A 24,973-nucleotide genomic window follows, 5' to 3' on the forward strand; every position below is an offset into this window, starting at 1 on the left:
TGACCACTCGTTGACGTCGATAAGTGCATGAATATGGGCCGCTACTCGAACCGGGGCGGGCGCTTTTCGATGAAGGCGGCGACGGCCTCTTCATGCTGCGACGTTTTGTGGGCCATTGCCTGAAACGCCGCCGACAACTCCAGCAGCGTGTCGAGCCGCACATGCTGGCCCTCTCGCAGCAGGCGTTTCGTCAGGCGCAGCGTCGGCCCCGGGTTGGCCGCGATGCGGGCGGCCAGCGCCCGCGCTGCGGCCATCAATTGGTCCTCTGGCACGACTTGGCTCACCAGGCCGCATGCCAGCGCCGCCTGGGCGTCGACGGCGTCGCCCGTAAATGACATCTCGGCCGCCTTTGAGGCGCCTACAATGCGCGGCAACAACCAGGCGCCGCCATCGCCCGGCACAATGCCGACCTTGATGAAGCTCTCGGCAAACTTCGCGCTCTCGGAGGCGATCCGAATGTCGCACATGCAGGCGAGGTCGCAACCGGCGCCGATTGCCGCGCCATTGACCGCGGCGATGGTCGGCACTTCCAGGTTATACAGGGCCAGCGGCAAGCGCTGAATGCCATGGCGGTATTCGTCGCGAATCGGCATGGGCGCTATCGCATCACGCGAATAGCGTTGCATGTCCTTGACGTTGCCTCCAGAACAGAACGCGGCGCCGGCGCCCGTGATGATGACCACCTTGATGGTCGGATCGGCCTCGATCTGCTGGCATGCAGCCAGGAACTCCGCAATCGCGGTATTGCCGGTCAGCGGATTGCGGTTCTCCGGCTGGTTCATCGTGAGCGTCATGACAGCCCCGTCACGCTCGCATTTCAAGAATTTTTCCATACAACACTCCAATTATCAGATAGGGGTCGTCGCGTGCCGATGCGCGAGATTTTTTTGAATAAACTGCAGCGCCGTGTCCTGCGCCTCCAGCACGCACTGGCCCAGCTTGGCGTTCCAGAACGACTCGCTGCCGTATTGCATGCGCCATTCATGCAGCCGCCGCGTGTAGAGCTGCAAGTCATATTCTTCTGTCACGCCGATGGCACCATGCACCGAATGGCTCAAGGCGGCGACGATGACTGCGGCCTCGCTGGTGCGCGCCTTGGCCACGGCGGCGCGCAGCGGATCGACGTGCGTATCGCCGCTCGCCAGGCCGAGCAAGGCGGCACTGCGCGCGGCAAACGTCTGTTCCGCCATCACGCTGATTTGCTGCTGAATGATCTGGAGCTTGCTGATCGGCTTGCCAAATTGCGAGCGCTCATTGGCATACGCGATCGTCATCTCGGTGAGTTTTTCCATGGCGCCGGCCATCTGCGCCGCCATCAGCGCGCCACCGATCGCCTGCCAATCGCAAGCCATCACTTGCCCGTGGCGGGACAACTCGATAGCCTGCTCCGGCAAGGTGTGCCACACCGCACTGGCCATCAGACTGCCGTGTCCCCCCGCCGGTATCCGCTCGGCCGCAGCGAGCGGCATCAACCAATCGTCGCCGGCGATGTTGAGCAGAACCCAGTCGGCGACAGCGCCATACGGCACGTTCGATGCCGTCACCGTGCGCGCGCTGTCCGTGTCCGTCCATGACACTTGCGACGCAATGCTGATCGAGCCGCTTGGAGACGCGATGCCGGCGGCACCGAGCGCCGCGCGCACCACCATCGTCTGGGCCAACGGCAGCGGCATGGCATGGCGCCCGCAGCACAGGACGAGGGGCGCAACGTCGGCCATGCACAGGCCGGCGCCGTCCTGCTCGACCACGACCAGGGCGTCGACAAATCCCGATTCCAGCATTTCCTGCCACAGCCTGTCAGCCGATTCACCGGCCTCGATGGCGCGAACCTGATGTGCAGTGCAATGACCTGAAAGAAATTGATCAAATGATTCAGTTAATAACGCATCCATACTATTTTTTCCTGGTCGATTATCGGAGGCCGAGTCCGCGGGCTATCATGCCGCGCAAAATCTCGCGGGTTCCACCCCGCAAAGAAAACGTCGGTGCCACTTGGGTCAAATAGGCCAGGGTCGCAAGCAATGGCGCATCGGCGCCGGCATCGGGCAGCGCCCCCAGCGCGTCGGCAATCAGGGACGGCACGCTTTGTTCGAATTCGGTGCCAAGGTCCTTCACCAACGCCGCTTCCACCACCGGGCTATCGCCATTGGCCAGCTTGCTGGTGACAGAAATCGACATTTCACGCAAGACGGCCAAATGGCTGATGAAACGGCCCATCAGCCGCACATTGGCGCTGTCGCGTGGCGCCGCCTTGCGCAGATAGTTCAACCATTCGTCGAGCAGGACAATGCTGGAATAGAGGCGTTCCGGACCGCTGCGCTCGAACGCCAGTTCGGCCGTCACCTGTTCCCAGCCAGCGCCTTCGGCCCCGATCAAGGCGTGTTCATCGAGTTCCACATCGTCGAAGAAGATTTCAGAGAAATGGGCGTCTCCGGCCAGGTCGCGTATCGGCCGCACCGATACACCCGGTGCGGCAAGATCGACGATAAATTGGGACAAACCCTTTTGCCGGTCGGCAGGCGAGCCCGAGGTACGCACCAGCACGATCACATAATGCGAATGCGGTGCATTGGTGGTCCAGATCTTGCGCCCGTTGAGCTTCCAGCCAGCGGCGGTTGGTTCGGCGCGGCTGCCCACGCTGGCCAGGTCCGATCCGGCATTGGGTTCGCTCATGCCGATGCAGAAAAACGCTTCCGCCTTGCAGATCTTGGGGAGATAGAACTGCTTTTGCGTTTCCGTGCCGTACTTCGCAATCAAAGGCCCGCTTTGCCTGTCGGCGATCCAGTGCGCCGACACCGGCGCGCCCGCAGCGAGCAGTTCTTCGACCACCACGAAGCGGGCAAAATGCCCGCGCGCCTGGCCGCCGTATTGCGTGGGCAAGGTCATGCCGAGCCAACCGCGATCGGCAAGCTGCCGGCTGAAAGCGGCATCGAAGCCCAGCCAGGTACGCGCCCTGACCTCGGGCGCCACGTCTTTCATGGCGGTGGCGAGAAACGCCCGCACCGGGGCACGCAAGGCCTCGTCGGCGGCGGGAATGGTTGCCAAAGGCAGTACACTGATCATGGCTCAAGTTCCGTACAAAAATGGTTAACGAATTCGCGTTCGAGTGCTTCGCGGCAGTCAGGATGGGCGATGGCGATCAGGCCGCGCGCACGCGCTTTCGGCGGCGTCCCGCGTATCGGTGCGATCCCGTATTCGGTGACGACATAGTCGATGTGTTCCGCACCGACCGTGACGGGCGTGCCGGCGCCCAGAGAGGCGACGATATTGCTATGCTGGCCATTGCGGAACGACGAACGCAGGGCGAGGATACTGAGGCCCCGCTTGGCCTCGGTGGCGCCGGCGGCGAAGTCGGGCAGACCGCCGGGCAGCGCAATTTTCCTGCCCTGCACCTGCTCGGCATTGGCACGCCCGGACAAATCCACCTGCAGCACGCTGTTGATGGCGCAAAAGCCCTCGATTCGAGCCAAGACGGCCCGGTCATGGGTGAGCGAACACGGGTGAAACTCGACTGCGGCATTGCAATTTAAAAAATCGTAGAAATCCTGCGTTCCAGCGGCCATCGTGGCGACGCTGACGCCTTGCCGCTCGCGCTTGCTGGAATTGTCGATCACGCCGCTTTCGATCAGGGGCCGCACCGCCGCCGTCACAATGCCGCTGTGCAGGCCCAAATGCCGCAAATGGCCAACCTTGGCCAAGACCATGTCCGGCAGGGCGCCTATGCCGATCTGCAAGACGGCGCCGTCGCGCAGCAACGATGCGACATGCTCGGCAATTCGACCGTCGACCGTGTCCCCTGCCGCAGCGAGCACGGTTTGCGGCGCCTCGATCGCGTCCACGAACCAGTCGATGGCATCGACATGCACGCGCGTATCGCCGCAGGTGTGCGGCATCGCGGGGTTGACCTCCGCGATAACGCGTGGCTGGCGCCGCAACGCAGCGTGCATATAGTCGACCGAGACGCCGAGCGACACATAGCCGGCGGCGTCGGGCGGCGACACCTGCAACAGCAACAGGTCGACCGCGCAGCGGCGCTGCGCAAACAGATTCGGGATGGCCGACAATGCATGGCGCTGCGCCGTCACGCGCCCGGCATTGAATGCCTCGCGCAGTCCGCGGCCGGGAAAAAAGGTGTTGAGATGCAGGTGCCGCGCCGGCGCTGGCGCCGCATACGGGGAATCGCCCATCGGCATCAAGGTATGCACCAGCACGCCGTCCATGAACGGCGCGCTGGCGGCCAACTCGCTGGCCAGGCGCTTCGGTTCCGCGCAGGCGGAATGGATCACGATCGATTTGCCGGCACCAAGATCGGCGAAATGAGCGGCAACATCGTGCAGATATTTCATTTTTATCAACCCCTTGAAATGGCCGGGCGCATTACTTCTGCGGGTAGGTGTAGAAGCCCTTGCCAGACTTCTTTCCCCAAGTGCCGCGCTCGTACATTTGCTTGAGTATCGGGTTCGGTTTGGCACTCTCGACGCCAGTCTCGAGGTACTCGTCCATCCGGGCAAGATAGGACACGTCGATGCCGGTCGCGTCGAGCAGGCGCAAGGGACCCATCGGATGGCCAAGCCCTTTCACCACCGCCAGGTCAATATCTTCCGCCGTCGCATAGCCGCCTTCATAGAGGCTGATCGCTTCGCGCGTCAGCGCACGGAAAATCCGGTTCACGATAAAGCCCGGAATCTCTTTGCGCATCAAGACCGGCGCCTTGCCGATGGCCCGGCAAAATTCCATCGCCGCGTCAATCACCTGTTCCGACACGGCCGGATGGACCACCACCTCGACCAGTTCCATGACCAGCGCCGGATTAAAGAAATGCAGATTGAGCATCCGCCCCGGACGGCCACATGTTTCAGCCAGGCGCGAGGCGCGAATGTTCGAACTGTTCGAAGCGAAGAGGGTATGTTTCGGACACAATCCATCGAGACGCCGGAACAACTCCGCTTTCGGTTCAAACTGCTCGACAATGGCCTCGATGACAAGATCGGCATCGCGCGCGGCGTCGGCCAGGTCGCTTGTGGCGCGCAACCGGGCCAGGGCGGCCTCCTTGCCCTCCTGGATCAGTTTGCCTTTGGCGATGCGTCCATCCAGATACTCATTGCAGAATTTGAACGCCTCGTCCAGCCCCTGCTGACGGCTGTCGTGCAACACCACGGAAAAGCCGCGCAGCGCACACTGCAGCGCAATCTGCCGGCCCATGGCGCCGGCGCCAATCACGGTGATTTTTTTGATGGACATCTTTATTCCTCGTTTTGTTGTGATCGCGGCGCAGCGCCGAAACGTTCCACGGCGCGCGATGAATAGCAATAATTCGACACCTCCATGTCAAATCGCGTGGCGGCCCAGGCATTGACGGCGTCGTCGATACAGCGCTTGGCGCCGCGCACGGCGTGCTGCATATTGCCGGCGATGCGCGACGCCAGGGCAATGGCCACCGCCATCTGCGTGCCGGCCGGCACCAGGCGGTTGATCACGCCCGCGCCGAGCGCCTCCTTGCCATCGATGGTTGAGGCGGTGAGTATCAATTCCTTGGCGCGCGCCGCGCCTATCAGCGCCGGCAACTTGCGGCAGCCGCCCGCAGCCGGGATCAGCCCCCATTTCACTTCAGGCAAGCCAAAGCGGACGTCCTCGGCTGCAACGATCAGGTCGCACGACAGCGCCAATTCGAAACCGCCGGCAAGCGTATGGCCAAATACCGCCGCGATCGCCGGCTTGCTGCGGCCATCGAGTTCCCGATACATGGGAAACAGTTCATTGGCGCGAAACACGGCCGCTTCGGCATCCGAGAGCGTCTGCCGTTCCTTGAGATCGATGCCGGTACAGAAGGCGCGCTCGCCGGCGCCGGTGACGATCATCACATCGACGGCGGGATCGGCCTCCAGATCCGCGATAGCGAGCCGCAAGGCACGCGTCATCGCCTGGTTGATGGAATTGAGCGCCTGCGGCCGGTTCAGCGTGATCACCGCGATGCGGTCATCGCGCTTCTCGATCAAGATTTCATTGTTCATTGGAACTCCTTATGCTTCGCGGCGTATGACCATCGCGGTCGTGACGCCACCGCCGCCGCAGATCGCGGCAATGCCCCACTCCTTGTCACGCTGACGCAAGATATTCGATAGCGTCATGAGCAGCCGGGCCCCGGAAAAGCCGGTCGGATGGCCCAGGGCGATCGCGCCGCCCCAGACGTTGAGCCGCTCCCGGTCCCAGCCGAGCGCCTGTTCATTGGCCAGCACCTGCGCCGCAAACGCTTCATTGACCTCGATAAAATCCATGTCGGCCAGCGTCATGCCGGCCCGTTGCAAGGCCAGCGCCATCGAGACCGATGGGCCGTCGCCCATCAGCGACGGCGCCACCGCCGTTTCGGCAAACGAGACTATCGAAAACAGCGGCTTGAGTCCGTGTGCGGCGGCATGTTCGTCGGTGCTAAGCACAATGGCGCTGGCGGCATCACCCATGGTGCAGGCATTGCCGGCCGTTACCGTGCCGTCCGCCTTGAAGACCGGACGCAGCAGCGCGAGCCGCTCCACGGTCGAGTCGGCGCGCCATCCCTCATCCTTGGAAAACAGCCGTCCTTCCGGACACGTCTTGCTGGCCGCGAGCCGGACCGGCACGATCTCGCCGTCAAACCAGCCGGCCTCCTGGGCCACGCGGGCCTTGGCTTGCGACTGCGCCGCGAAGGCGTCCTGTGCGGCGCGGCCTATGCCATATTTCTCGGCCTGGTTTTCGGCAGTGATGCCCATGCCATAACCGCACAGCGGGTCGATCGTATCGCTCCAGGAATCCATCAAGGTCTTGTCGCCCGAACGCAAGCCCTCCCAACGTGCCCCTTTGAGCAGATAAGGCATCGTGCTCATCGATTCCATGCCGCCGGCCATCACGAACCGGGCGTCGCCGGCCTGCAGTTCGCGGCTCGCCAACATCACCGTTTTCATGCCCGATGGACAAGCCATATTGACCGTCATGACGGGCGCCGCGATCGGCATCCCGCCCCGGATGGCGGCGGTACGGGCGGGATTGGGGCCGTTGCCGGCCTGGCGGCAGTTGGCATAAATGACCTTGTCGACAGCGGCGCCGTCAACCCCTGAGCGCGCCAGGGCGCCCGCGATGGCGACAGCGCCCAGGTCGTACACGGGCACGTCGCGCAATGTGCCGCCAAAGCTGCCGATCGGCGTGCGCGCGGCACCGACCGCCACGATTTTCGTTTTCATCTCTGTTCTCCGCCCCATTACAACTTGTAGACCCGCGCCGCGTTCTCATGCAGCACCTTGTTGGCGACTTTTTCCGACAGTCCCAGCTCGTTACGGATGATCTCGATGGCCTCCTTGTGCATCACGGCCGGATAGTTGGTGCCCCAGATGACCTTGTTCTGGCCGCGCGTCTTCATGAACTGGACCAGCGATGGCTCAAGGTATTTCGGGTTGTGGGCATCGATGCCCAGATAGACGTTTTCATGCTTCCAGGCCAGCGACATCATTTCCTCGGTCCATGGCCAGCCGGTATGGGCACCGATGATATTGAGCTCGGGGAAATCAAGGGCAATGTCGTCCATGTGGATGGGGCGGCCAAACTCATTGGGCATATGCTCGGCGGAGTGGCCGACCTGCATCGACACGGGCACGCCCAACTCGGCGCACTTCGCATACAGGGGATAAAACTGCCGGTGGTTGAGAGGAATGCCCCAGCCATAGGGGTGGATATAGACGCCCTTGAAGCCATATTCGCGCACCGCCTTTTCCACCTGGCGCACGCTTTCCATACCCAGCAAAGGATTGAATCCCGCCAGGCCCTGAATGCGTCCGCCCGACAGCTTGACGACCTCGAAGACTTCCTCCTCCGTGATGTTCCACACCAGGGTCTTCTTTTTGTACGAAAACATGCGGATCGCGGGAACCAGGGTTGTATCGCAACCGGCTTCATCCATCATGGCCAGGAACTCCGCGACCGTCTTGCCCTGCACGCGGTCCTCCATTTTCCACCACTTGATGAGCCGATACATCTCCGGCGCGTCGTACCAGTTCTTCTTGATCGCTTCCGGGGTAAACAAATTGCAATGAAAGTCGATGGCCATAGTTGTCTCCAATAACAGATAGATAATCGTCTGCGGCTACAGCGCCAGCGCGCCGCGCCGGTCGTAGTCGCGGGCCTCTTGGCCAAAGCGGATGAAATAGTCGATCGCCGCCGGGTTGCTCATCGCATCACGGCTGGCAATTTTTTCCAGCGGCAGGCCCATCAGAAGTTTGCGCACCGGCACCTCCATCTTCTTCCCCGTCAGCGTGTAGGGGACCGCATCGATGGCGTAGATCTTGTCCGGCACGTGGCGCGGACTGGCTTCGTGTTTCAACTGCGTGTTGATGCGCTCGATCAGCGCCTGGTTTAAGGTCGCGCCCGCCTTCAGCACCACGAACAGGGGCATGAAAAAGGCGCCCCCCGGCAACTCGCAACACACCACCAGGCTGTCGGCCAGTTCCGGCATTTTTTCCAGGGCCTGGTACACCTCGGCAGTGCCGATGCGCACCCCGAATCGGTTCAGCGTCGAATCGGAACGGCCGTAAATAAAGCATCCGCCACGCGCGTTGATCTTGATGAAGTCGCCGTGGCGCCAGACGCCGGGAAAGACGTCGAAGTAGGCCTCGCGATAGCGCCGGTCGCCGGCGTCATTCCAGAAGCGTAGCGGCATGGAAGGAAACGGCTTGCGTATCACCAGTTCGCCAACCTCGCCAACCATCGCCTGCCCATCGTCATTCCACGACTGCAGATCGATGCCCAATGCGCGCGCCTGAATTTCGCCGGCATACACAGGCTGGGTCGGCACCGCGGTGACCAGACAGCTGCAGGTCTCGGTGCCGCCCGATTGTGAACTGAACCAGCAATCCCGGGCCACGTTCTCATAGAACCACGCGAACAGTTCCGCGCCAACCGGCGAGCCGCCGGTCAAGGTAGCCCGTATCTTGAGCTGGAAATGGTCCTTGGGGACGACGCCATTCTTGCGCATGATCTGTAGGAACGCCGCGCTTGCCCCGAAGTACGTTACCCCGGCATCCTGGGCGATTTGCCATAAACGGTGTTGGTCGGGATGCATCGGACTACCGTCGTACAGCACGATCGCGGCACCCGACAGCAGCGACGACACGACCACGTTCCACATCATCCATCCGGTCGATGAATAGAAGAACATGACGGAGGCCGGCGTCAGGTCCATGTGCAGACAGACGAGCTTGTAGTGTTCCGCCAGGATCCCGACGTGGCTCTGCGCAATCGCCTTGGGCAGCCCGGTCGTCCCCGATGAAAACAGCACCCACAAGGTGTGGTCGAAAGGAACATATTCATATTCGAACGCGTCCGCCGGCACATCCTTGCCCTGGAACAGGTCCGACCAAAGGACGCCGTGCGCGACAAGGGCATCGGTGCGTCGCGCCTGCAGGATGGGCACGCAAACGACCTGTTCGACGCTCGGCAGCTGCGCCGCCAGATCGCGCACCTCGCTTTCGCGGGAAAATTCCTTGCCATTGAAACGATAGCCATCGCACGCGAACAGGACCTTGGGCCTGATCTGCGCGAAACGGTCCAGCACCGTTTGCACCCCGAACTCCGGTGCCGACGACGACCAGACCGCGCCGATGGCGGCGCTGGCCAGAAAGGCGATCAGCGTCTGCGGGGTATTGGGCATGTAGGACACCACGCAGTCGCCGGCCACCACGCCGCGGGCGCGCAGTTGCGTGGCCAGCTGGCGCACCTGCCGGCCCAGTTCATGCCACGACATCGTTTGCAGGGGCGTCGATTCCGAGGCAAAATACAGCGCCACCTTGTCGGCCGCGGCGCCACGCTCGGCACGCAGGATATGCTCGGCGTAGTTGACCCGGGAACCCTCGAACCACTTGCAGCCCGGCATCTGATGGGTGTCGAGTACCCGTTGATACGGCGTGATGGAATGGATCTCAAAATAGTCCCAGATCGACGACCAGAAGTCGTCGAGGTGGTCCACCGACCACTGGCGCAGCGCGCCATAGTCGTCAAATGCCAGCTTGCGCTCCTGCGCCAGCCAGCGCATGTAGGCAGTCAATTGCGACGCCTGGGCGAACGGCTCGCCTGGTGTCCACAGCAAGTCCCCTTCCTGGATCATGGTGTCCCTTCCGGCTCAAGTAATGATTGGGCGTACAACTTAAAACCAGGTCAGCACGACGCTGCCCTCGTCGACCACGGTGCCTTCCGGCGCCATGATCTTGTCGACCGTGCCGTCGACTTCGCTCTCGATCGGAATTTCCATTTTCATGGACTCGAGAATGGCCAGCGACTGGCCGGCAGCGAAGCGCTCGCCTTCCTGCACCAGTACTTTCCACATGGTTCCCGCCATCGGCGCCGTAATTTGCTTTGTCATGATCTGCTCGCTAAACGTTAAACTTGGTGGACCGCCGAACGGCGTTCGATAGGCTTGTTCTGCCGGCGGCTGTAAATGTTGAAGCGCGCAATGAGCTCATCGCGCAGATGACCTGGCTCGACCACCGCTTCGACGTGGAAGCGGTCCGCCGCCATGCCCATGACGTCGATGTCCTTGGCATATTCGGCCCGTTTGATCCTGACGAACTCATCGCGATCCTGCTCGGGCATTTCCGCCACCTGTTTCGCATACAAGGCATTGATCGCCGCTTCCGGCCCGACCAGCCCGGACATGCCGGTTGGCAACGCCAGCAAGGCATCGGGATGGGTCGAGGCGCCCGACATGGCGACATAGCCGCCGCCATATCCCTTGCGGACCACCACCGAAATGCGCGGCACGGTCGACTCGCAGACGGCCGACAACAGTTTGGCGCCATGGCGAATGATCCCGGCGCGTTCCATCTTGCTGCCAATCATGTAGCCACTGACATCCTGCAGGAACAGCAACGGTACGTTAAAGGCATTGCACATCCAGATAAACCGCGTCGCCTTGTCCGAACTGTCGACGAACAAGACACCGCCCTTCACCTTGGAATTGTTGGCGATGATGCCTACCGGCATGCCTCCCAGACGCGCGAAGCCGGTCACCAGTTCCGCCGCGAACAGTGCCTTGACCTCGAAGAACGAGTCAGCGTCGACCAGGCCGTCGATCAGCAGCTTCACGTCATACGGCACATTCTGGTTGGCCGGAATGATGTCTTCCAGGGGTTTGGCCAGCACCTTCGGCGCCAGCGGCGCGGCGCGCGGCGGCTTGTCGCTCCACACCGATGGCAGGTAGGACAGATAGGCGCGCACTTTGGCAATCGCCTGTTCGTCTGATTCGACCAATACATCGCCCAGTCCGCTGACGGCGCAGTGCATGCGCGCGCCGCCCAGCTCCTCCTCGCTGATGTCCTCGCCGATCGTCATTTTTGCCATCCGCGTCGAACCGAGCATGGCTGTCGCCTGCTTGTCGACCATGATGGTGAGATCACACAGCGCCGGGATATAGGCAGCGCCGGCCGGAGAGGGACCAAACAAGGCGCAGACCTGGGGCACGATGCCCGATGTCACCACCTGGTTGTAGAAGATGTTGCCCCAGGCGCGACGGCCAAGATAGCTGTCGGCCTGTTCATCGACCCGCGCACCGGCGGAATCGACCAGGTACACCAGGGGAATACCGGCTTCCTTGGCCACTTCCTGCATGCGCGTGAGCTTGAGAAATGTCGTATGGCCCCAGGAGCCCGCCTTGACGGTCATGTCGTTGGCAATGACGGCCACATCGCGTCCGTTCACCTTGCCGATGCACGTCACGATGGCATCGGCAGGCAGCTCGCGTGCGCTGCCTGCCAACAGACCATCCTCGAATGCCGCGCCCTCGTCAAACAGCAGTTTCAATCGATCGCGTACCATCAGTTTGCCGGCATCGACATGCTTGGCGCGCGCCTTGGCGGTGCCGCCGGCCAGCGCCAGGTCGACCTTGGCACGCAGCTGCGCCGTTTTTGTATTAGTCATTGCAGTTCCCTTCGCTGTGTGCAACGCGTACCCATGAGGGCTTGCGCTTCTCTACAAAACTGGACAGGCCTTCGATGGCTTCAGGCGCACTCCACATCTCGACAATGCGCTCGACCGTGTAGTTGAAGTTGTCCTCGATCTGATGACTCGAGACGTAGTCGATCAGGCGCTTGATGGTGCCCACGGCGGCCGGTGCGCACTGCAGCACCAGCTCGATCTCCTCATTGACCGCCGCGTCGAGTTCATCGACCGCCACGGCGCGGTCCAGCAGTCCCAGATCAACCGCTTCGGCCGCATCGAAGCGCCGCCCATTGAGGAAATAGCGGCGCGCCTTGGCCGCACCCATGCGCCGCAGCACGTAGGGCGAGATCATCGCGGGGATCAGGCCAAGGCGCGCCTCGGTGATGGAGAACACCGACGACTGCAGGCCGATGGCAATATCGCAGACCGAGATCAGCCCCAGGCCGCCGGCGTAGGCCGGCCCCTGGATGCGCCCGATCAGCGGTTTCGACAAGGTATCGAGATCGCGCAGCCATTGCGCCAGCTTGCGTGCCTCCAGAAACTTCGTGTCGCGCGATACGTTACCCTGCGCAAGCTGGTATTTCAGGTCGCCGCCGGCGCAAAAGCTCTTGCCCGCGCCGGTCAGCACCACCGCCCTCACATGCCGATCCTGTTCCAGCATCGCCGTCGCGTCCCGTCCCTCGTCCCACATCAGGCTATTCATCGCGTTGTGCACGTCCGGACGATTCAAGGTCAGCAGGCCGACGCCACGTTCATCGATGGAAACGGTAATTGTTTCGTATTTCATCTGATCCCTTTCATTACGATGGTTGACGAAAGCGCGCCAGGCTTCCACCTTTCATGACTTTTCCGGGCAGCGGATGGCCGACAATGGCTTCGGCCATCTGCGCGCATTCGATGAGACGCTCAAGGTCGATACCGGTTTCGATCCCCATTTCGTGGCACATGAAGACAAGGTCTTCGGTGCAAATGTTGCCCGCCGCTCCCTTGTGCGCCGCAAACGGGCAGCCGCCCAGTCCGCCGCAGGAACTGTCGAACTGATCGACTCCCATTTGCAGGGCCGCGTAGGCGTTGGGCATGGCGGTGCCGCGCGTGTCATGCAAGTGCAGGCCGATCCGCAAATCCGGCCAGCGCTCGCGCACGGCGCCGATCCGCTGCTCGATGCTCGCGGGATTGGCCCAGCCGACGGTGTCGGCCAGATAGAGGCCCTTGAGCGCCACGCCCTCGCCGGCGGCGAGCGCCAGCATGCGGGCGCACCGGTCGAGCACCGTCTGGACCGGCACCTCGCCCTCATAGTTGCAGCCGAATGCCGTAAAGACGATGCCCCAGCGGACCTCGACCTGATGCTGCTGATACAGGCGCAAGGTCGCCAACTGATCGGCGAAGGTGTCGTCTATGCTTTTGCCGGTGTTCTTGCTGCTGAAAGTCGACGAGGCGGACACCATCAACGAGCCGATCAGGTCGAGCGGCAGCGCCAGCGCCCGCTCGAAACCCTGCCGGTTCAACCACAGTCCGGTATAAGTGACGTCAGGCCGCTTGTGGATCAGGCGCGCGACGTCGTCCGCATCGGCCATGCCGGGAACCCTTGCCGGATTGACATAGGAAACGCAATCGATTTTTTTCAATCCCGTCTCGGCCAACGCCTCGATCAGGCGCACCTTGTCGCGCGTCGCAATGGGCGACTTCGCGATCTGGAATCCTTCACGCGGCCCCTCTTCCTGTATCGTCACGAACTTGGGCAAATCAGACATGGTTTCCCTCCCGCTGTACGCTCATACCAACTCCTTGATCGCATCATTGAGCCAGGTTGTGTGCACCTGCCCGGCCACAAACGTCGGGTGAGCCAGGATGTTGCGCAAGAACGCCACATTCGTCTCGATACCTTCGATGAGCACGTCGCCCAGTGCCGCATGCAGGCGGGCAATGGCCTGCTTGCGGTCGCCACCATGGGCAATCACCTTCATCAGCATCGGATCGTAGAACGGCGTGACCTTCATTCCCTCGCGAAAGCCCGTATCGATACGCAGGCCGTCACCGCTGGGCAGGCGCATGACATTGAGCGGCCCCGGCGAGGGCATGAAGTTCTTGGCTGGCCGCTCGGCGTAAATGCGCGCTTCAACTGCGTGACCGTGGATGCCGATGCGCTCCTGGGCCAGCTCGCGCGACAAATCTTCGCCCAGCGCCTGCCGCAGTTGCGCCACCACCAGGTCGACACCGGTCACCAGCTCCGTCACCGGATGCTCCACCTGGATCCGGGTATTCATTTCGAGGAAGAAGAATCGTCCGCTCTGCTCGTCGTACATGAATTCGACCGTGCCGGCGCCCTCGTAGCGACAGGCCGCCGCAAGGCGCACCGCGACCGCCGTCATTTGCGTGCGGATCGCGTCCGTGAGCGAGGGCGACGAGGCCTCTTCGATGACTTTTTGATGTCGCCGCTGCACCGAACAATCGCGGTCGAACAGGTGGACCGCCTTGCCGTCGCCAAAGCCGAACACCTGTACCTCGATGTGGCGGGCGCGCTGTACAAAATGTTCAAGATACACAGAGCCATCGCCGAATGCGCGCTCGGCCAACGAGCGGGTCGTCTCCACCGCCGCGGCCAGAGCCGCCTCGTCGCCGACCAGGCGCATGCCGATGCCGCCGCCGCCGGCCGCCGCCTTGACCAGCAAGGGAAAGCCGACACGCCGCGCCTCGGCCATGGCGACAGCAGCATCGAGTCCCAGCTTGCCGGTCCCCGGCGAGACCGGCACGCCCGCCTCGATGGCAATGCGGCGCGCCTGCTCCTTGTCGCCCATGGCCGTGATGACGTCCGGCGACGGACCGACGAAACGCACGCCTTCGTCGGCACATCGCCGGGCGAAACCGGCATTTTCAGCAAGGAAGCCATAACCAGGATGGAGCATGGTCGCTCCGGTGCGCCTGGCGGCATCCATGATCTTGTCCTGATCCAGATAACTCTGTCCCGCCGGCGCGGGACCAATGAGCACCGCTTCGTCGGCCATGGCCACGTGCGGCGCCCCCTCATCGGCCTCGGAATAAACGGCCACCGTCGGCAAGCCAAGACACTTGGCCGCGCGCAGGACGCGGCAGGCGATTTCACCGCGATTTGCGACTATCAATTTCACACTCATTGCTTTCTCCCATTCGGCAAATTAGCCCGTCCTGGACTTATAATAAACCGACACGTCGGTTAATGCAATGCCAGAAACGCGATTATATTTTTACTTTCTGGAAGGTAGCGGCCAGTATCTGGCGTCACATCCGTCTCATTGACAAATCCGACGCGTCGGTCTATTATAAAGGACAGATCAACTCGTGCCGGCACGCTCGTTCGCCCCGCACACCTGCCAGAAATCCCCCCACCCCCGATTGGAGAAAATAGAATGGATGCCACCGCATTTGACCTCACCCAACAGCAGCAAGAAATCAAGGAACGCGCCAAGGCGTTCGGCGACAAGTGGGCGCCCTTCGCCAAGGAGATCGACCGCAACGACGCGGCGCCGCTAAAGGAAATGGTGCAGGACTCGGTGGAGATGGGCCTGGCCGGTTTGACGATTCCAACGCAATATGGCGGAAAGAATCTGAGCGCGATTGAATTTGCCTTGGCCGTGGAGGAGGCGTGCCGGGCCATGAAATCGTGGATGGCGGGCGATATCCTGTTTTCCACCACCTGCACCGGTCCATCCGTCATCATGATGTCGGACAATGAGCTGGTCAAAGAAAAATACCTGCGCCAGATCGCTTCGGGACAAAAAACCGCAGCGATTGCACTGACCGAGCCCGATTTCGGTTCCGCGACGACCGATATCGAAACGACGGCCGTGTTTGACGGCGACGACATCGTCATCAACGGCGTGAAGAAATTCATCACTGGCGCCCCCCATTACGATCTGTACGCCACGTTTGTGCGCTGGAATGGCACGCCCGGGCTCAAAGGGATAGGGGCGATTCTGGTCGAAAAGGGAACGCCGGGCCTCACCATGGAAACAGGGCCCGAGTTCATGGGCGCCCGAGGCTCGCCGCACGGTGAACTGCACTTTACAAACTGCCGGATTCCGAAAGAAAATTTTCTGGTGGGCGAAGGCGGTTTTGGCAAGCTGATGCAAGCGTTCAACATGGAGCGCCTGTACATCTCCGCCATGTGCCTGGGACTGGCACAGGGCGCGTTTGACGAGGCAGTAGCCTACGCGGATCAACGCACCCAGTTTGGCAAGCCCATCAACGAATTTCAGGCCATCTATCACATGATCGCGGAAATGTGGACGCAGATTGAATCGGTGCGCTACATGACCTATCATGCGGCCTTGACGGCCGACGGTGGAAAATTCCCGAAAGCCCTCGCTGTGTCGGCCTGCAAACTGCATGCGGCGGACGTGGCGCGGGACGTCTGCTGGAAGGCGGTGCAAATCCTGGGCGGAAACGGCCTGGTCAGCGGGTTTCCACCGGAGCGCTGCTTCCGTGATGTGATCGTGTCGTCCATCGCCGGCGGCACCACGCAAGTGCTCAAGAACGTGATCGCTTCGCAGGTACTGGGGAAAAAGCTGGATCAACGGCGCAGCTGAGTGGATGGATGAAAGCGGGCGCGGCGGCAATCTTGCCGCCCGCCTCGCCTCCTCAGTATCGTTCGAATATCACGGCAATGCCCTGGCCGCCCCCTATGCACATGGTGACCAGGGCATACTTTCCGCCGATGCGCTCCAATTCATGGATGGCCTTGGTTGCAATGAACGCGCCGGAACAACCGACCGGATGACCGAGCGCGATCGCGCCGCCATTCGGATTGGTCCTGGCCGGATCGAGTCCCAAGCCCTTGTTGACCGCGATCGCCTGTGCGGCGAACGCTTCATTCGATTCGATCACATCCATCTGGTCGAGCTTGAGCCCGGCTTTCTTGAGCGCCAGCTTCGAGGCCGGTATCGGACCTTCGCCCATAATGTCATTTGGCACTCCGGCCACCGCATACGAGACCATGCGCGCCATCGGCGTGCGCCCCGCCCTGGCCGCCGCAGCCGCAGAAGCGAGCACGAAGAAGGCGGCGCCATCGTTGATGCCGGAAGCATTGCCGGCAGTAACCGTACCGTCCTTTTTGAAGGCCGGCTTCATCCTGGCCAATGCCTCGATCGTGGTGTCGGCCTTTACGTACTCGTCGGTATCGAACACGACCTCACCCTTGCGCGTCTGCTGCACGATCGGCACAATCTGCGACTTGAAGTGCCCTGCCGCGATGGCCCGCGCGGCACGGCGTTGCGACTCGAGCGCAAAGGCATCCTGCTCCTCACGTGAAATATGCCATTTGGCCGCCAGATTTTCTGCGGTGACGCCCATGTGGCCGACGCCAAACGGATCCGTCAGGATCGCCACCATCATGTCGACCGCCGCAGCATCGCCCATCCGTGCCCCTGAGCGCAAGGCCGGCATCATGTAACTGCCGCGCGACATGACTTCGACGCCACCGCCGATGCCAAACTCGAAGTCACCGAGCATAATGCTTTGTGCAGCGCTAACGATGCCTTGCAAACCAGACGAGCAAAGGCGACTCACTTGCATGGCGATCGACTCCATCGGCAAGCCGGCCTGAATCGACGCCACACGCGATACGTACGCATAGCGCGCATCGGTCGGTATGCAGTGACCGACCACGACGTTGCCGATCTCCATGGGATCGATACCCGAGCGGGCAACCGCCTCCTTCATCACGATGCCCGCCAATTCGGCCGGTTCCATGCTGGACAGCGAACCGCCGAATGCGCCAATCGCCGAACGCGCCGCACCTAAGACAACAACTTCCTTGTTCATGGGGATGATCCTTAAAGTATGTCAAAAAATGTCATCACTGCCTCAATTGATGAACCGATCGAAGGCCTTGCAGGTCTGGATGACAATCGGCGAAATTGGCCGGGCGCTTGCCTTGCATGGCAGCCATCGCCTCGCCTATGTCTGCCAGACTCACAAAGGCCGCCTGCACCAGTCGCTGCTGCGCCAGCCCTTCGTCCACCGAATGGTCGCGCGCGAAATTGAGCGCCGCCTTGCAGCCCGCCACAGCGAGCGGGGAACGGGCGGCAATCTCGTGCGCAACCGCCATGGCGCCGTCCAGCAGAGCGTGCGCATCGGCAAAGGTGTCGTTCACCAGGCCGAGTTCCCTGGCGCGTGCCGCCAACAGGCGGCGCCCGGTGAGGGCGTATTCGCGGGCGATGCCGTCCGGGATCAGCTTGGGCAAGCGCTGCAGCGTACCCATGTCCGGCATGGTCCCGATATTGATTTCCTGCACCACGAAGAAGGCATCGCTGGTGCTATAGCGCATATCGCAAGCGAGGACGAGATCGAAGGCCACTCCGAGGCACCCTCCGTGAATGGCGGCAATCACCGGAAACGGCGCCTTGGCCATGATGTCCAGATCGTCCATAAAGCCGGCCAACCAGCGTTGAAAGCGGAACCGCCCGCGCGGATCATCGAGTTCAAGGGCATCAAATGCCCCGGATAGCTGCTGCAAATCAATCCCGCTGGAGAAATGCTTGCCGGTGGAGGAAATGACCAGGGCGCGTGTATTTCCGGTTGCCACCATCGCCCTAACCTCGCCACCGATCGCGTGCAGCGTGTCCAAAGACAAGGCGTTCATGACCTCAGGCCTGTTCAGGACCAGATGCGACACGCCATTTTCATGACTGAGCGTAAATGCACACTGTGACATCAGCTGTTCTCCTTTCGTCTTACAGGGTACGCGAGATCAATTCTTTCATGATCTCATTCGTTCCACCGTAGATGCGTTGGGCGCGCGCATCGACATAAGCGCGCGCAATCGGGTATTCCCACATGTAGCCATAGCCGCCATGGAGCTGCACGCCCACGTCGACCACCTTGCACTGCAAATCGCTGCACCAATACTTGGCCATGGAGGCCGTGGTCGAATCGAGCCCGCCCTTGGCCAATTGCGCGATGCAGTGGTCGACGAAGATCCGTCCTATCTGGATCTCGGTTTTCAATTCCGCCAGAGAAAAACGGGTCGCCTGGAAATCGAGCACCGATTGGCCGAAGGCTTTGCGCTCACGCACATAGTCCACCGTCCATTGGAACGCGGCTTCGGCGGCCGCCATCGCGCTAATGGCGAGCTGCAAGCGCTCCCAGGGCAATTCCTGCATCGAATACGTGAAGCCCTTGCCTTGCTCGCCAAGCAAATTTGCCACGGGAATACACACGTCAGCAAAAAACAGTTCGCCCGTATCCTGGGATTTCAGGCCCATCTTCCTGAGCGGCGCGCCCTTGGTGAAACCGGGCATGTCTTTCTCGGCGATTAGCAGGCTGACGCCCTTGGCGCCAGCTGCCGGGTCCGTCTTGGCGACCACCACCACGAAGTCTGCCACCGTTGCGTTGGAAATAAATGTCTTGGCGCCGTTCAGAACATAATGGCCACCAGCCAGATTGGCCGAGGTGCGTATGGCTTTCACGTCGGAGCCGGCACCGGGCTCGGTCATGCCCAATGCACCGACCAGCTCGCCAGTGGCCATGCGTGGCAGGAAGCGCTGCTTGATCTCCTCGCTGCCGTAATGAAGAATATAATTCCCGACAATCTCCGAATGCATGGTCAGCGACAGGCCTATGTTCGAAAATGCGGCCCCCTCTTCCAGGACAATCGCGGAATAAAGAAAATCTCCGCCAGCGCCGCCGTACTCCTCGGGGAGCGTCGGGCAGAGGATGCCGGCCTCGCCGGCCTTTCTGAAGAATTCACGGTCGAAGTGACCCTGTGCTTCCCAGCGTTCCCGATTCGGCTCAAATTCCTTCTCCAGGAAATGCCGCACCGTCTTTCGAAACAACTCATGTTCCGACGAATAGATCTCCCGCTTGTTCATCCCTACTCTCCGATTCCCATTCAAGAAAACAGCCATGTTACGACTTGGCCACCACTGCAAGCGGCCCGGCCCCGCCCGGCAATCGTCAGTACAAAGCAGGATTGGGCGGCAACTGGCACGCCGCCAGATACTCGTCGCGCAGGCGCTCGACCAGCTCGGCGACCGTCGGGATGTCGTGAATGGTGGCCACGCCATGTCCGGCGCTCCACACATCGCGCCAGGCCTTGGGGCCATCGGAGCGCCGCTCGCGGGCCTTCGCCTCCCAATCGTCGCCATAGACGCCTTGCAGACTCTTGCGCAACATATTGGCGTGCGTACCGGAGACTGCGTCGGTATAGGCAACGTCATCCGCAGACGAGTCGACTATCATTTGCTTGCATTGGGCGGGAGCCATCGATTCCTGGGTGGCCAGGAAGCGCGTGCCGATATACGCCATGTCCGCCCCCAGCACCTCGACCGCACGAATCCCGGCGCCGTCACTGATGGCGCCACCCAAGACCAGCGGACCGTCCCAGAATTGGCGAATCTCGCGCGCCAGGCTGAACAAGCTCTGGGTACCCGCATGCCCGCCCGCCCCGCTACCGACGGCGATCAGTCCGTCGACGCCGGCCTCGATCGCCTTGCGCGCATGGGTCGCGTTAATGACGTCGCTGAACACCACGCCGCCGTAGCTGCGCACGGCGTCGACCACCTTGGCCGGATTGCCCAGGCTGGTAATCAGGAAAGGCACCTTGTGCGCTACCGCTGCGGCAATATCGTCGTCGCAGCGCGGATTGCTCTTGTGAAGGATGAGATTGATACCGAAGGGTGCGCACGCTTGCTTGCCGTCGCCGCTTTCAAGGGCCGCGCCGATCTGGCCGAGCCACTGCGCAAGGACGTCACCATTGCGGGCGTTGAGGGATGGAAAACTTGCCGCGACCCCCGCCTTGCATGCGGCAATCACCAACTCCGGGCCGTTCACCAGAAACATCGGCGCCACGATTGCCGGAAGCCGCAACCGGCCTTGGAACAACTTCAGCATTGTCATGATTTCTCCGTGTTTGCGCCCTGGCGCAATATTGTGTGGAATCAGCGCCGCAAACGAACAGCCGGCCCTGCATTCAGCGCGCCGGTCCCGCCATTGCGCGTTGGCACAGCATGAGCAACGCCGTCCGGCACCGTCTCGGCAATTGCCAATTAAAATATATCACAAACCGACACGTCGGTATATTTAAATGTGACGCAACGTGGAGAACAAGGCGCGGATGTTTGACAAAGCCGCCTCAATACAATTAAAATAAACCGACGCGTCGTTTAACTTAATGCATCGATAGCATCAATTTCAAGCACCAAGGAGACATGCAAATGCAAGCCACTGAACAACTTCTGGATGTGACGCAGCGCCTGACCCGATGCTGGGACCAGCGCGACGTTGAAGGCACCCTGCAGTACTACACGGAAGATGTCGATTACAGCGAACCGGGCGCCGGTGTGCACATCAAGGGACGCGATGCGTTGCGCACCTATCTCAATCGCTATTTCGAGGCATGGGATACGCGCTGGACCATCCGCGAACACTACCGGCTGGAAGGCCAGGACGCCTTGGTGGCTTTCTGGGACATGGAAGTCTGGCGACCAGGCTCCCTTGATCGCCTGATGACCAAAGGGATGGATCTGCTTGTCATCCGCGGCGACCAGATCGCGCGCGACACCGTGTATTACGATCGCACGCAGCTTAAGTCGCTGCTCAAAAAACCTGCCGCCTGAGCTGTTCATGATTCAAAGAAAAACCGGCCTCAGCCGGTTTTTTCTTTTCGTCTTGCGCCATCCGCGAGGGCCGGAGCAAGAAGCGTGCAGCCGGTGCCGGCGCATAACAGTGGCAACAATTGCTGCGCCGCCAGGCCGTGCGCCACCTTGTTCCAGTGGCCATCCATCGGCAGGAAATCGAGCCGCTCGCGCTGCACCGCCCAGTGCCGCGCAAAGACCGGCTGCATGTCGAGCACCGGATAGCCGTGTCGTTGCAACTGCTTGATCAGGAACTGCCGGTTGTCCGCCAGCCAGTTGAGCTGGCCATGGCGGGCATCGTAGAGTTGATTGCGCTCGCCATCGATGACGAAGATGTAGCGCATGCCGGCACTGCCCGGCACCGCGTTCAGCTGCGACAGGTAATAGTCAAACACCCGGGCGCGCGCAGCATTGGTGGCCGCGCTGACAGGTGCCGTGGCGGGGACGGCACTACGCCTGGCTTGCAGGGTCGAGGCAATCCAGTCCGGCAGTTTCAGGTTGTAATACACATAGCGCACCAGCGCGCAGTGCGACACCAGCTGTTTCAGCGGTGATTCCACATAGGCATTGTGCACCACGCGCACGCCGCGCACGCCCTCTTCGAACTGGCTGTGGCCGCGCGTGGCCGGCTGCAGCAGATGATTCATGCTGCCCGCATCGACCAGCACCACCACCGTGCGCGGATGCAGGCGCGGCACGTAATAGCGGGCCATCTCCAGGGTGTCGGCCAGGGTATTGCCGGAACTGGCGGCGGCCAGCACGGCGCCATTCAGTTGCCGCCCCAGCTGCCCCTGCAGGGTATCGGGCTGGTCGAGCATCAGGCTTTCCACAAAACTGTTGCCGAGCACCAGGACTTCCGGCCGTTCGCTGAAATCGGGCGAGTTGGCATAGCCTTGCCGGTTGGTCACGCCACTACGGGCATTGTCGAGCGCCCAGCCATACGAATAGACATAGTCCTGGCGCGGCAGGTAGCGGCTGAGCGGCATGCGCGCGTCGCTCGCTTCGAGGCGCAAGCCATTGGCCACCGGCAAGCACTGCAGCACCAGCTCCAGCAGCAGGGCCATGGCCAGGGCACCGGCGCCGATAAAAAGAGGAGTACGCATGGCAGAGCGGTCCATATCAGAAATTAAAGTACAAAAATTCGGACACGCCGCGCGTCTCGCTAACCGCCAGCAACAGCATGCACAACAGCAGCATGGCGCCCAGCAGCAGGGCGCCGCCCTGCCCTTCGAGCCGCTGTTCCTGCTCCGGCCGCAGGCCCCGGCCCAGCAACTGGTAGGCATTGGGCAGGCAGAATGCCGTCAGCGCGCAGGCCGCCAGCCAGGCCAGGCACGAGGGCAAGGCCATGATGCGGCTCATGCCCAGCATCGCGCCTTGCATGCCCGGGCTCAAGGTGCCGCCGGCCATGGCCTGCAGCACGTCGACGGCGACGGCGACCGAGCTGGCGCGAAAGAAAACCCAGGCCAGCACCACCGCCAGGAAAGTCGCGGCCGCGCCAGCCAGCCTGAGCGCCAGGTTGCCGCGCTGCCCCAGCACATGGCGCAAGGCGTGGTTGACGATCAGGTAGGCGCCGTGCAGCATGCCCCACACGACAAAGGTCCAGTTGGCGCCATGCCACAAGCCGCCCAGCAACATGGTGAGAAACAGGTTGCGGTAGCGCTGGAACGCGCCATGGCGGTTGCCGCCCAGCGCGATATACAGATAGTCGCGCAGGAACGTCGACAGCGTGATGTGCCAGCGGCGCCAGAAATCGATGATCGAGGTGGCCTTGTAGGGAGAATTGAAATTGATCGGCAAGACGATGCCGAACATATAGGACAGGCCATAGGCCATGTCGGAATAAGCCGAAAAATCGAAATACAGCTGGAAGGTGTAGGCCAGCGCCCCGGCCCAGGCTTCGAGCATGGTCAGGTGCTGGTGATGCAGGTCGAACACGGGGCCGACAAAGCGCGCCACGCCGTCGGCCAGGATGACTTTCTTGAACAGGCCGATGGTAAAGTAGCCCAGGCCCAGCACCAGGCGGCCACGCTGGAACACATGCGAGGCCGGCTGCGAGAACTGCGGCATCATGTCCTTGTGATGCAGGATGGGGCCGGCGATCAGGTGCGGGAAATACGTCACGAACAGGCCATAACTTTCCGGGTGATAATCCTTGACCTTGCCCGCATGGCAGTCGACCAGATAGGCGATCTGGGTAAAGGTGAAGAACGATATGCCGATGGGCAGGACCACGCCCAGCGGTGCGATGGACGCGCCCGTCAGGGCCGCCACATTGCCGAGCAAAAAGTCGGCATACTTGAAAAACACCAGCAGCGACAGATTGAACACCAGGCCGGCCACCAGCGCCCCCTTGGCCGCCTTCAGGCGGCCCTGGCCGTGGCGCAGCGCAATGCCGCGGCCGACGGCGAAGTTGGTGCAGACCGACACGGCCAGCAGCGGCAGGAAGCTGATATCCCAATAACAGTAAAACGCCACCGAGGCGAACAGCAGGAAAATGATGGACAGCCGCAGTGAGTAGCGGGAAAGAACAAAATATCCAAGCAGGGCCAGCGGCAGGAAAACCAGGAAAAACGCAAACGAATTAAATAGCACTGCACATCCCTGGCAAGGATGGATCGGCAGGCATGGCGCGCTTGCGCGCATACAGGCCGCCGAGCAGGGCCAGGCCCGCCAGCAGCATGCCGGCCGTGGCCGGCTGCGGCACCGCGCTGATGCTGTACACCTGCAGCGCGCCAAAGGTCAGCGCCGAGGCGTTGGCCGAACCGTCCACCAGGCTCAGGCCAGAGGCCGGCTGGCCAGCCGGGCTGTAGGTGTACAGATAGGAATAGCCACCGTTGGTCAGGTCGCGCGGCACGTACAGGTCGTGGCCGATGCCGAAGGTGGGGCCGAAATCGCGATCGTTGTAGGTCTGGCCGCTGCCGATGCCGTCGCCGCTGAAATACTGTTTCAGCTGCGGCAGCATCAAGCCCGATGTCAGGTTGAACAGAAAGGCCGTACGCTCGCTGTCGGGCATGGTGACATGCAGGCCGGCGCTGGCGCTCCAGCTTTGCGGATTGTAGCCGCCGACCAGCCAGGTCTGGCCCGCCTTGTTGCTCGCTTCCATGACGGAAAAGGTGCGTCCCTTGCCATCGGCCGCCGCGTGAAAGTCGAGCGAGGTGTCGCCCGCCGCCTTGGTGTAGATGGGCGTGAGCGACAGCGGGCCTTCACCCAGCCACGATGACAGTTGCGCCGTATTTTGTTCAGACAACAATATCGGCGTGGTCGCGGCCTGCGCGCCCTGGCCAGACGCCAGGGCGGCCACTGCCAGCGCCCAGCTGCTGATGGTCTTGACAACAGTTTGCATACGTCCCTCACCGGTGATTGTTTATCTACCAGGGCATTATAGTGTTACCAAACAAAACATCCTTGATAAT

At 61.7% G+C, this 24,973-nt stretch carries 23 protein-coding genes; 2 read left to right on the forward strand and 21 right to left on the reverse strand.

Going from position 1 to position 24,973, the window contains the following annotated elements:
- Window positions 1–41 precede the first annotated feature (41 nt).
- The 14 genes from CD932_RS24110 to CD932_RS24175 are packed head-to-tail and all read right to left on the reverse strand — an operon-like array spanning window position 42 to window position 15,077.
- Entirely contained in the window at window positions 42–833 is a 792-nt protein-coding gene (locus CD932_RS24110; RefSeq protein WP_094445439.1) for a crotonase/enoyl-CoA hydratase family protein, read from the reverse strand.
- A gap of 15 nt (window positions 834–848) precedes the next feature.
- Complete coding sequence (locus CD932_RS24115; protein ID WP_094445440.1) at window positions 849–1,892, reverse strand: acyl-CoA dehydrogenase; 1,044 nt, start codon at window positions 1,890–1,892, stop codon at window positions 849–851.
- Window positions 1,893–1,911: 19 nt separating this feature from the next.
- On the reverse strand, window positions 1,912–3,063 hold the full coding sequence (locus CD932_RS24120) for an acyl-CoA dehydrogenase family protein (protein WP_094445441.1): 1,152 nt from the start codon (window positions 3,061–3,063) through the stop codon (window positions 1,912–1,914).
- Window positions 3,060–4,346: an acetyl-CoA hydrolase/transferase family protein gene (locus CD932_RS24125; protein WP_094445442.1), complete on the reverse strand. Its 1,287-nt coding sequence runs from the start codon at window positions 4,344–4,346 to the stop codon at window positions 3,060–3,062. The genes CD932_RS24120 and CD932_RS24125 overlap by 4 nt, the downstream gene beginning before the upstream one ends.
- A 31-nt stretch (window positions 4,347–4,377) precedes the next feature.
- The gene (locus CD932_RS24130) at window positions 4,378–5,241 is read right to left on the reverse strand and encodes a 3-hydroxyacyl-CoA dehydrogenase family protein (protein WP_176461124.1); all 864 of its coding nucleotides are present in this window, start codon (window positions 5,239–5,241) and stop codon (window positions 4,378–4,380) included.
- A 2-nt stretch (window positions 5,242–5,243) separates the two neighbouring features.
- A complete protein-coding gene (locus CD932_RS24135; RefSeq protein ID WP_094445443.1) occupies window positions 5,244–6,011 on the reverse strand; it encodes an enoyl-CoA hydratase/isomerase family protein in 768 nt (255 codons plus the stop codon).
- Window positions 6,012–6,020: 9 nt separating this feature from the next.
- Window positions 6,021–7,211 (reverse strand): thiolase family protein, encoded by a 1,191-nt coding sequence (locus CD932_RS24140; RefSeq protein WP_094445444.1) that lies wholly within the window; start codon window positions 7,209–7,211, stop codon window positions 6,021–6,023.
- Window positions 7,212–7,228: 17 nt separating this feature from the next.
- Window positions 7,229–8,071 (reverse strand): amidohydrolase family protein, encoded by an 843-nt coding sequence (locus CD932_RS24145; protein WP_094445445.1) that lies wholly within the window; start codon window positions 8,069–8,071, stop codon window positions 7,229–7,231.
- Window positions 8,072–8,107: 36 nt separating this feature from the next.
- Entirely contained in the window at window positions 8,108–10,123 is a 2,016-nt protein-coding gene (locus tag CD932_RS24150; RefSeq protein ID WP_094445446.1) for an acetoacetate--CoA ligase, read from the reverse strand.
- 39 nt (window positions 10,124–10,162) lie between these two features.
- Complete coding sequence (locus CD932_RS24155; RefSeq protein ID WP_094445447.1) at window positions 10,163–10,378, reverse strand: acetyl-CoA carboxylase biotin carboxyl carrier protein subunit; 216 nt, start codon at window positions 10,376–10,378, stop codon at window positions 10,163–10,165.
- A 17-nt stretch (window positions 10,379–10,395) separates the two neighbouring features.
- On the reverse strand, window positions 10,396–11,931 hold the full coding sequence (locus CD932_RS24160) for an acyl-CoA carboxylase subunit beta (RefSeq protein WP_094445448.1): 1,536 nt from the start codon (window positions 11,929–11,931) through the stop codon (window positions 10,396–10,398).
- Entirely contained in the window at window positions 11,924–12,739 is an 816-nt protein-coding gene (locus CD932_RS24165; protein ID WP_094445449.1) for an enoyl-CoA hydratase-related protein, read from the reverse strand. Before CD932_RS24165 ends, CD932_RS24160 begins: the two co-directional genes overlap by 8 nt.
- 13 nt (window positions 12,740–12,752) lie before the next feature.
- A complete protein-coding gene (locus CD932_RS24170) occupies window positions 12,753–13,703 on the reverse strand; it encodes a hydroxymethylglutaryl-CoA lyase (RefSeq protein WP_094445450.1) in 951 nt (316 codons plus the stop codon).
- Between the two features lie 21 nt (window positions 13,704–13,724).
- Window positions 13,725–15,077, reverse strand: coding sequence for an acetyl/propionyl/methylcrotonyl-CoA carboxylase subunit alpha (locus tag CD932_RS24175; RefSeq protein ID WP_254926773.1), 1,353 nt, complete (start codon window positions 15,075–15,077; stop codon window positions 13,725–13,727).
- A gap of 144 nt (window positions 15,078–15,221) precedes the next feature.
- Between CD932_RS24175 and CD932_RS24180 the strand changes: the two genes are divergently transcribed.
- Complete coding sequence (locus tag CD932_RS24180; protein WP_217907362.1) at window positions 15,222–16,514, forward strand: acyl-CoA dehydrogenase family protein; 1,293 nt, start codon at window positions 15,222–15,224, stop codon at window positions 16,512–16,514.
- A gap of 52 nt (window positions 16,515–16,566) precedes the next feature.
- Here CD932_RS24180 and CD932_RS24185 read toward each other — a convergent pair whose 3' ends face one another.
- The 4 genes from CD932_RS24185 to CD932_RS24200 all read right to left on the reverse strand — a co-directional run bounded on the left by CD932_RS24185 (window position 16,567) and on the right by CD932_RS24200 (window position 20,823).
- Window positions 16,567–17,748 (reverse strand): acetyl-CoA C-acyltransferase family protein, encoded by a 1,182-nt coding sequence (locus CD932_RS24185; RefSeq protein ID WP_094445453.1) that lies wholly within the window; start codon window positions 17,746–17,748, stop codon window positions 16,567–16,569.
- 34 nt (window positions 17,749–17,782) lie between these two features.
- Complete coding sequence (locus CD932_RS24190; protein ID WP_094445454.1) at window positions 17,783–18,640, reverse strand: enoyl-CoA hydratase-related protein; 858 nt, start codon at window positions 18,638–18,640, stop codon at window positions 17,783–17,785.
- Between the two features lie 19 nt (window positions 18,641–18,659).
- Window positions 18,660–19,796: an acyl-CoA dehydrogenase family protein gene (locus CD932_RS24195; protein ID WP_094445455.1), complete on the reverse strand. Its 1,137-nt coding sequence runs from the start codon at window positions 19,794–19,796 to the stop codon at window positions 18,660–18,662.
- Between the two features lie 85 nt (window positions 19,797–19,881).
- Complete coding sequence (locus CD932_RS24200; protein ID WP_094445456.1) at window positions 19,882–20,823, reverse strand: nitronate monooxygenase family protein; 942 nt, start codon at window positions 20,821–20,823, stop codon at window positions 19,882–19,884.
- A gap of 317 nt (window positions 20,824–21,140) precedes the next feature.
- On the opposite strand from CD932_RS24200, the gene CD932_RS24205 reads away from it, so the two are divergent.
- Entirely contained in the window at window positions 21,141–21,542 is a 402-nt protein-coding gene (locus CD932_RS24205; RefSeq protein ID WP_176461125.1) for a nuclear transport factor 2 family protein, read from the forward strand.
- Between the two features lie 29 nt (window positions 21,543–21,571).
- Here CD932_RS24205 and CD932_RS24210 read toward each other — a convergent pair whose 3' ends face one another.
- The 3 genes from CD932_RS24210 to CD932_RS24220 are packed head-to-tail and all read right to left on the reverse strand — an operon-like array spanning window position 21,572 to window position 24,903.
- Complete coding sequence (locus CD932_RS24210) at window positions 21,572–22,663, reverse strand: hypothetical protein (protein WP_141213360.1); 1,092 nt, start codon at window positions 22,661–22,663, stop codon at window positions 21,572–21,574.
- A gap of 16 nt (window positions 22,664–22,679) precedes the next feature.
- Window positions 22,680–24,152 (reverse strand): MBOAT family protein, encoded by a 1,473-nt coding sequence (locus tag CD932_RS24215; protein ID WP_094445459.1) that lies wholly within the window; start codon window positions 24,150–24,152, stop codon window positions 22,680–22,682.
- The gene (locus tag CD932_RS24220) at window positions 24,142–24,903 is read right to left on the reverse strand and encodes a PEP_CTERM-anchored TLD domain-containing protein (RefSeq protein WP_094445460.1); all 762 of its coding nucleotides are present in this window, start codon (window positions 24,901–24,903) and stop codon (window positions 24,142–24,144) included. The genes CD932_RS24215 and CD932_RS24220 overlap by 11 nt, the downstream gene beginning before the upstream one ends.
- Window positions 24,904–24,973: the final 70 nt, after the last annotated feature.

The sequence above is a fragment of the Janthinobacterium sp. PC23-8 genome, from assembly GCF_002250505.1.
Taxonomy (GTDB): domain Bacteria; phylum Pseudomonadota; class Gammaproteobacteria; order Burkholderiales; family Burkholderiaceae_D; genus Janthinobacterium.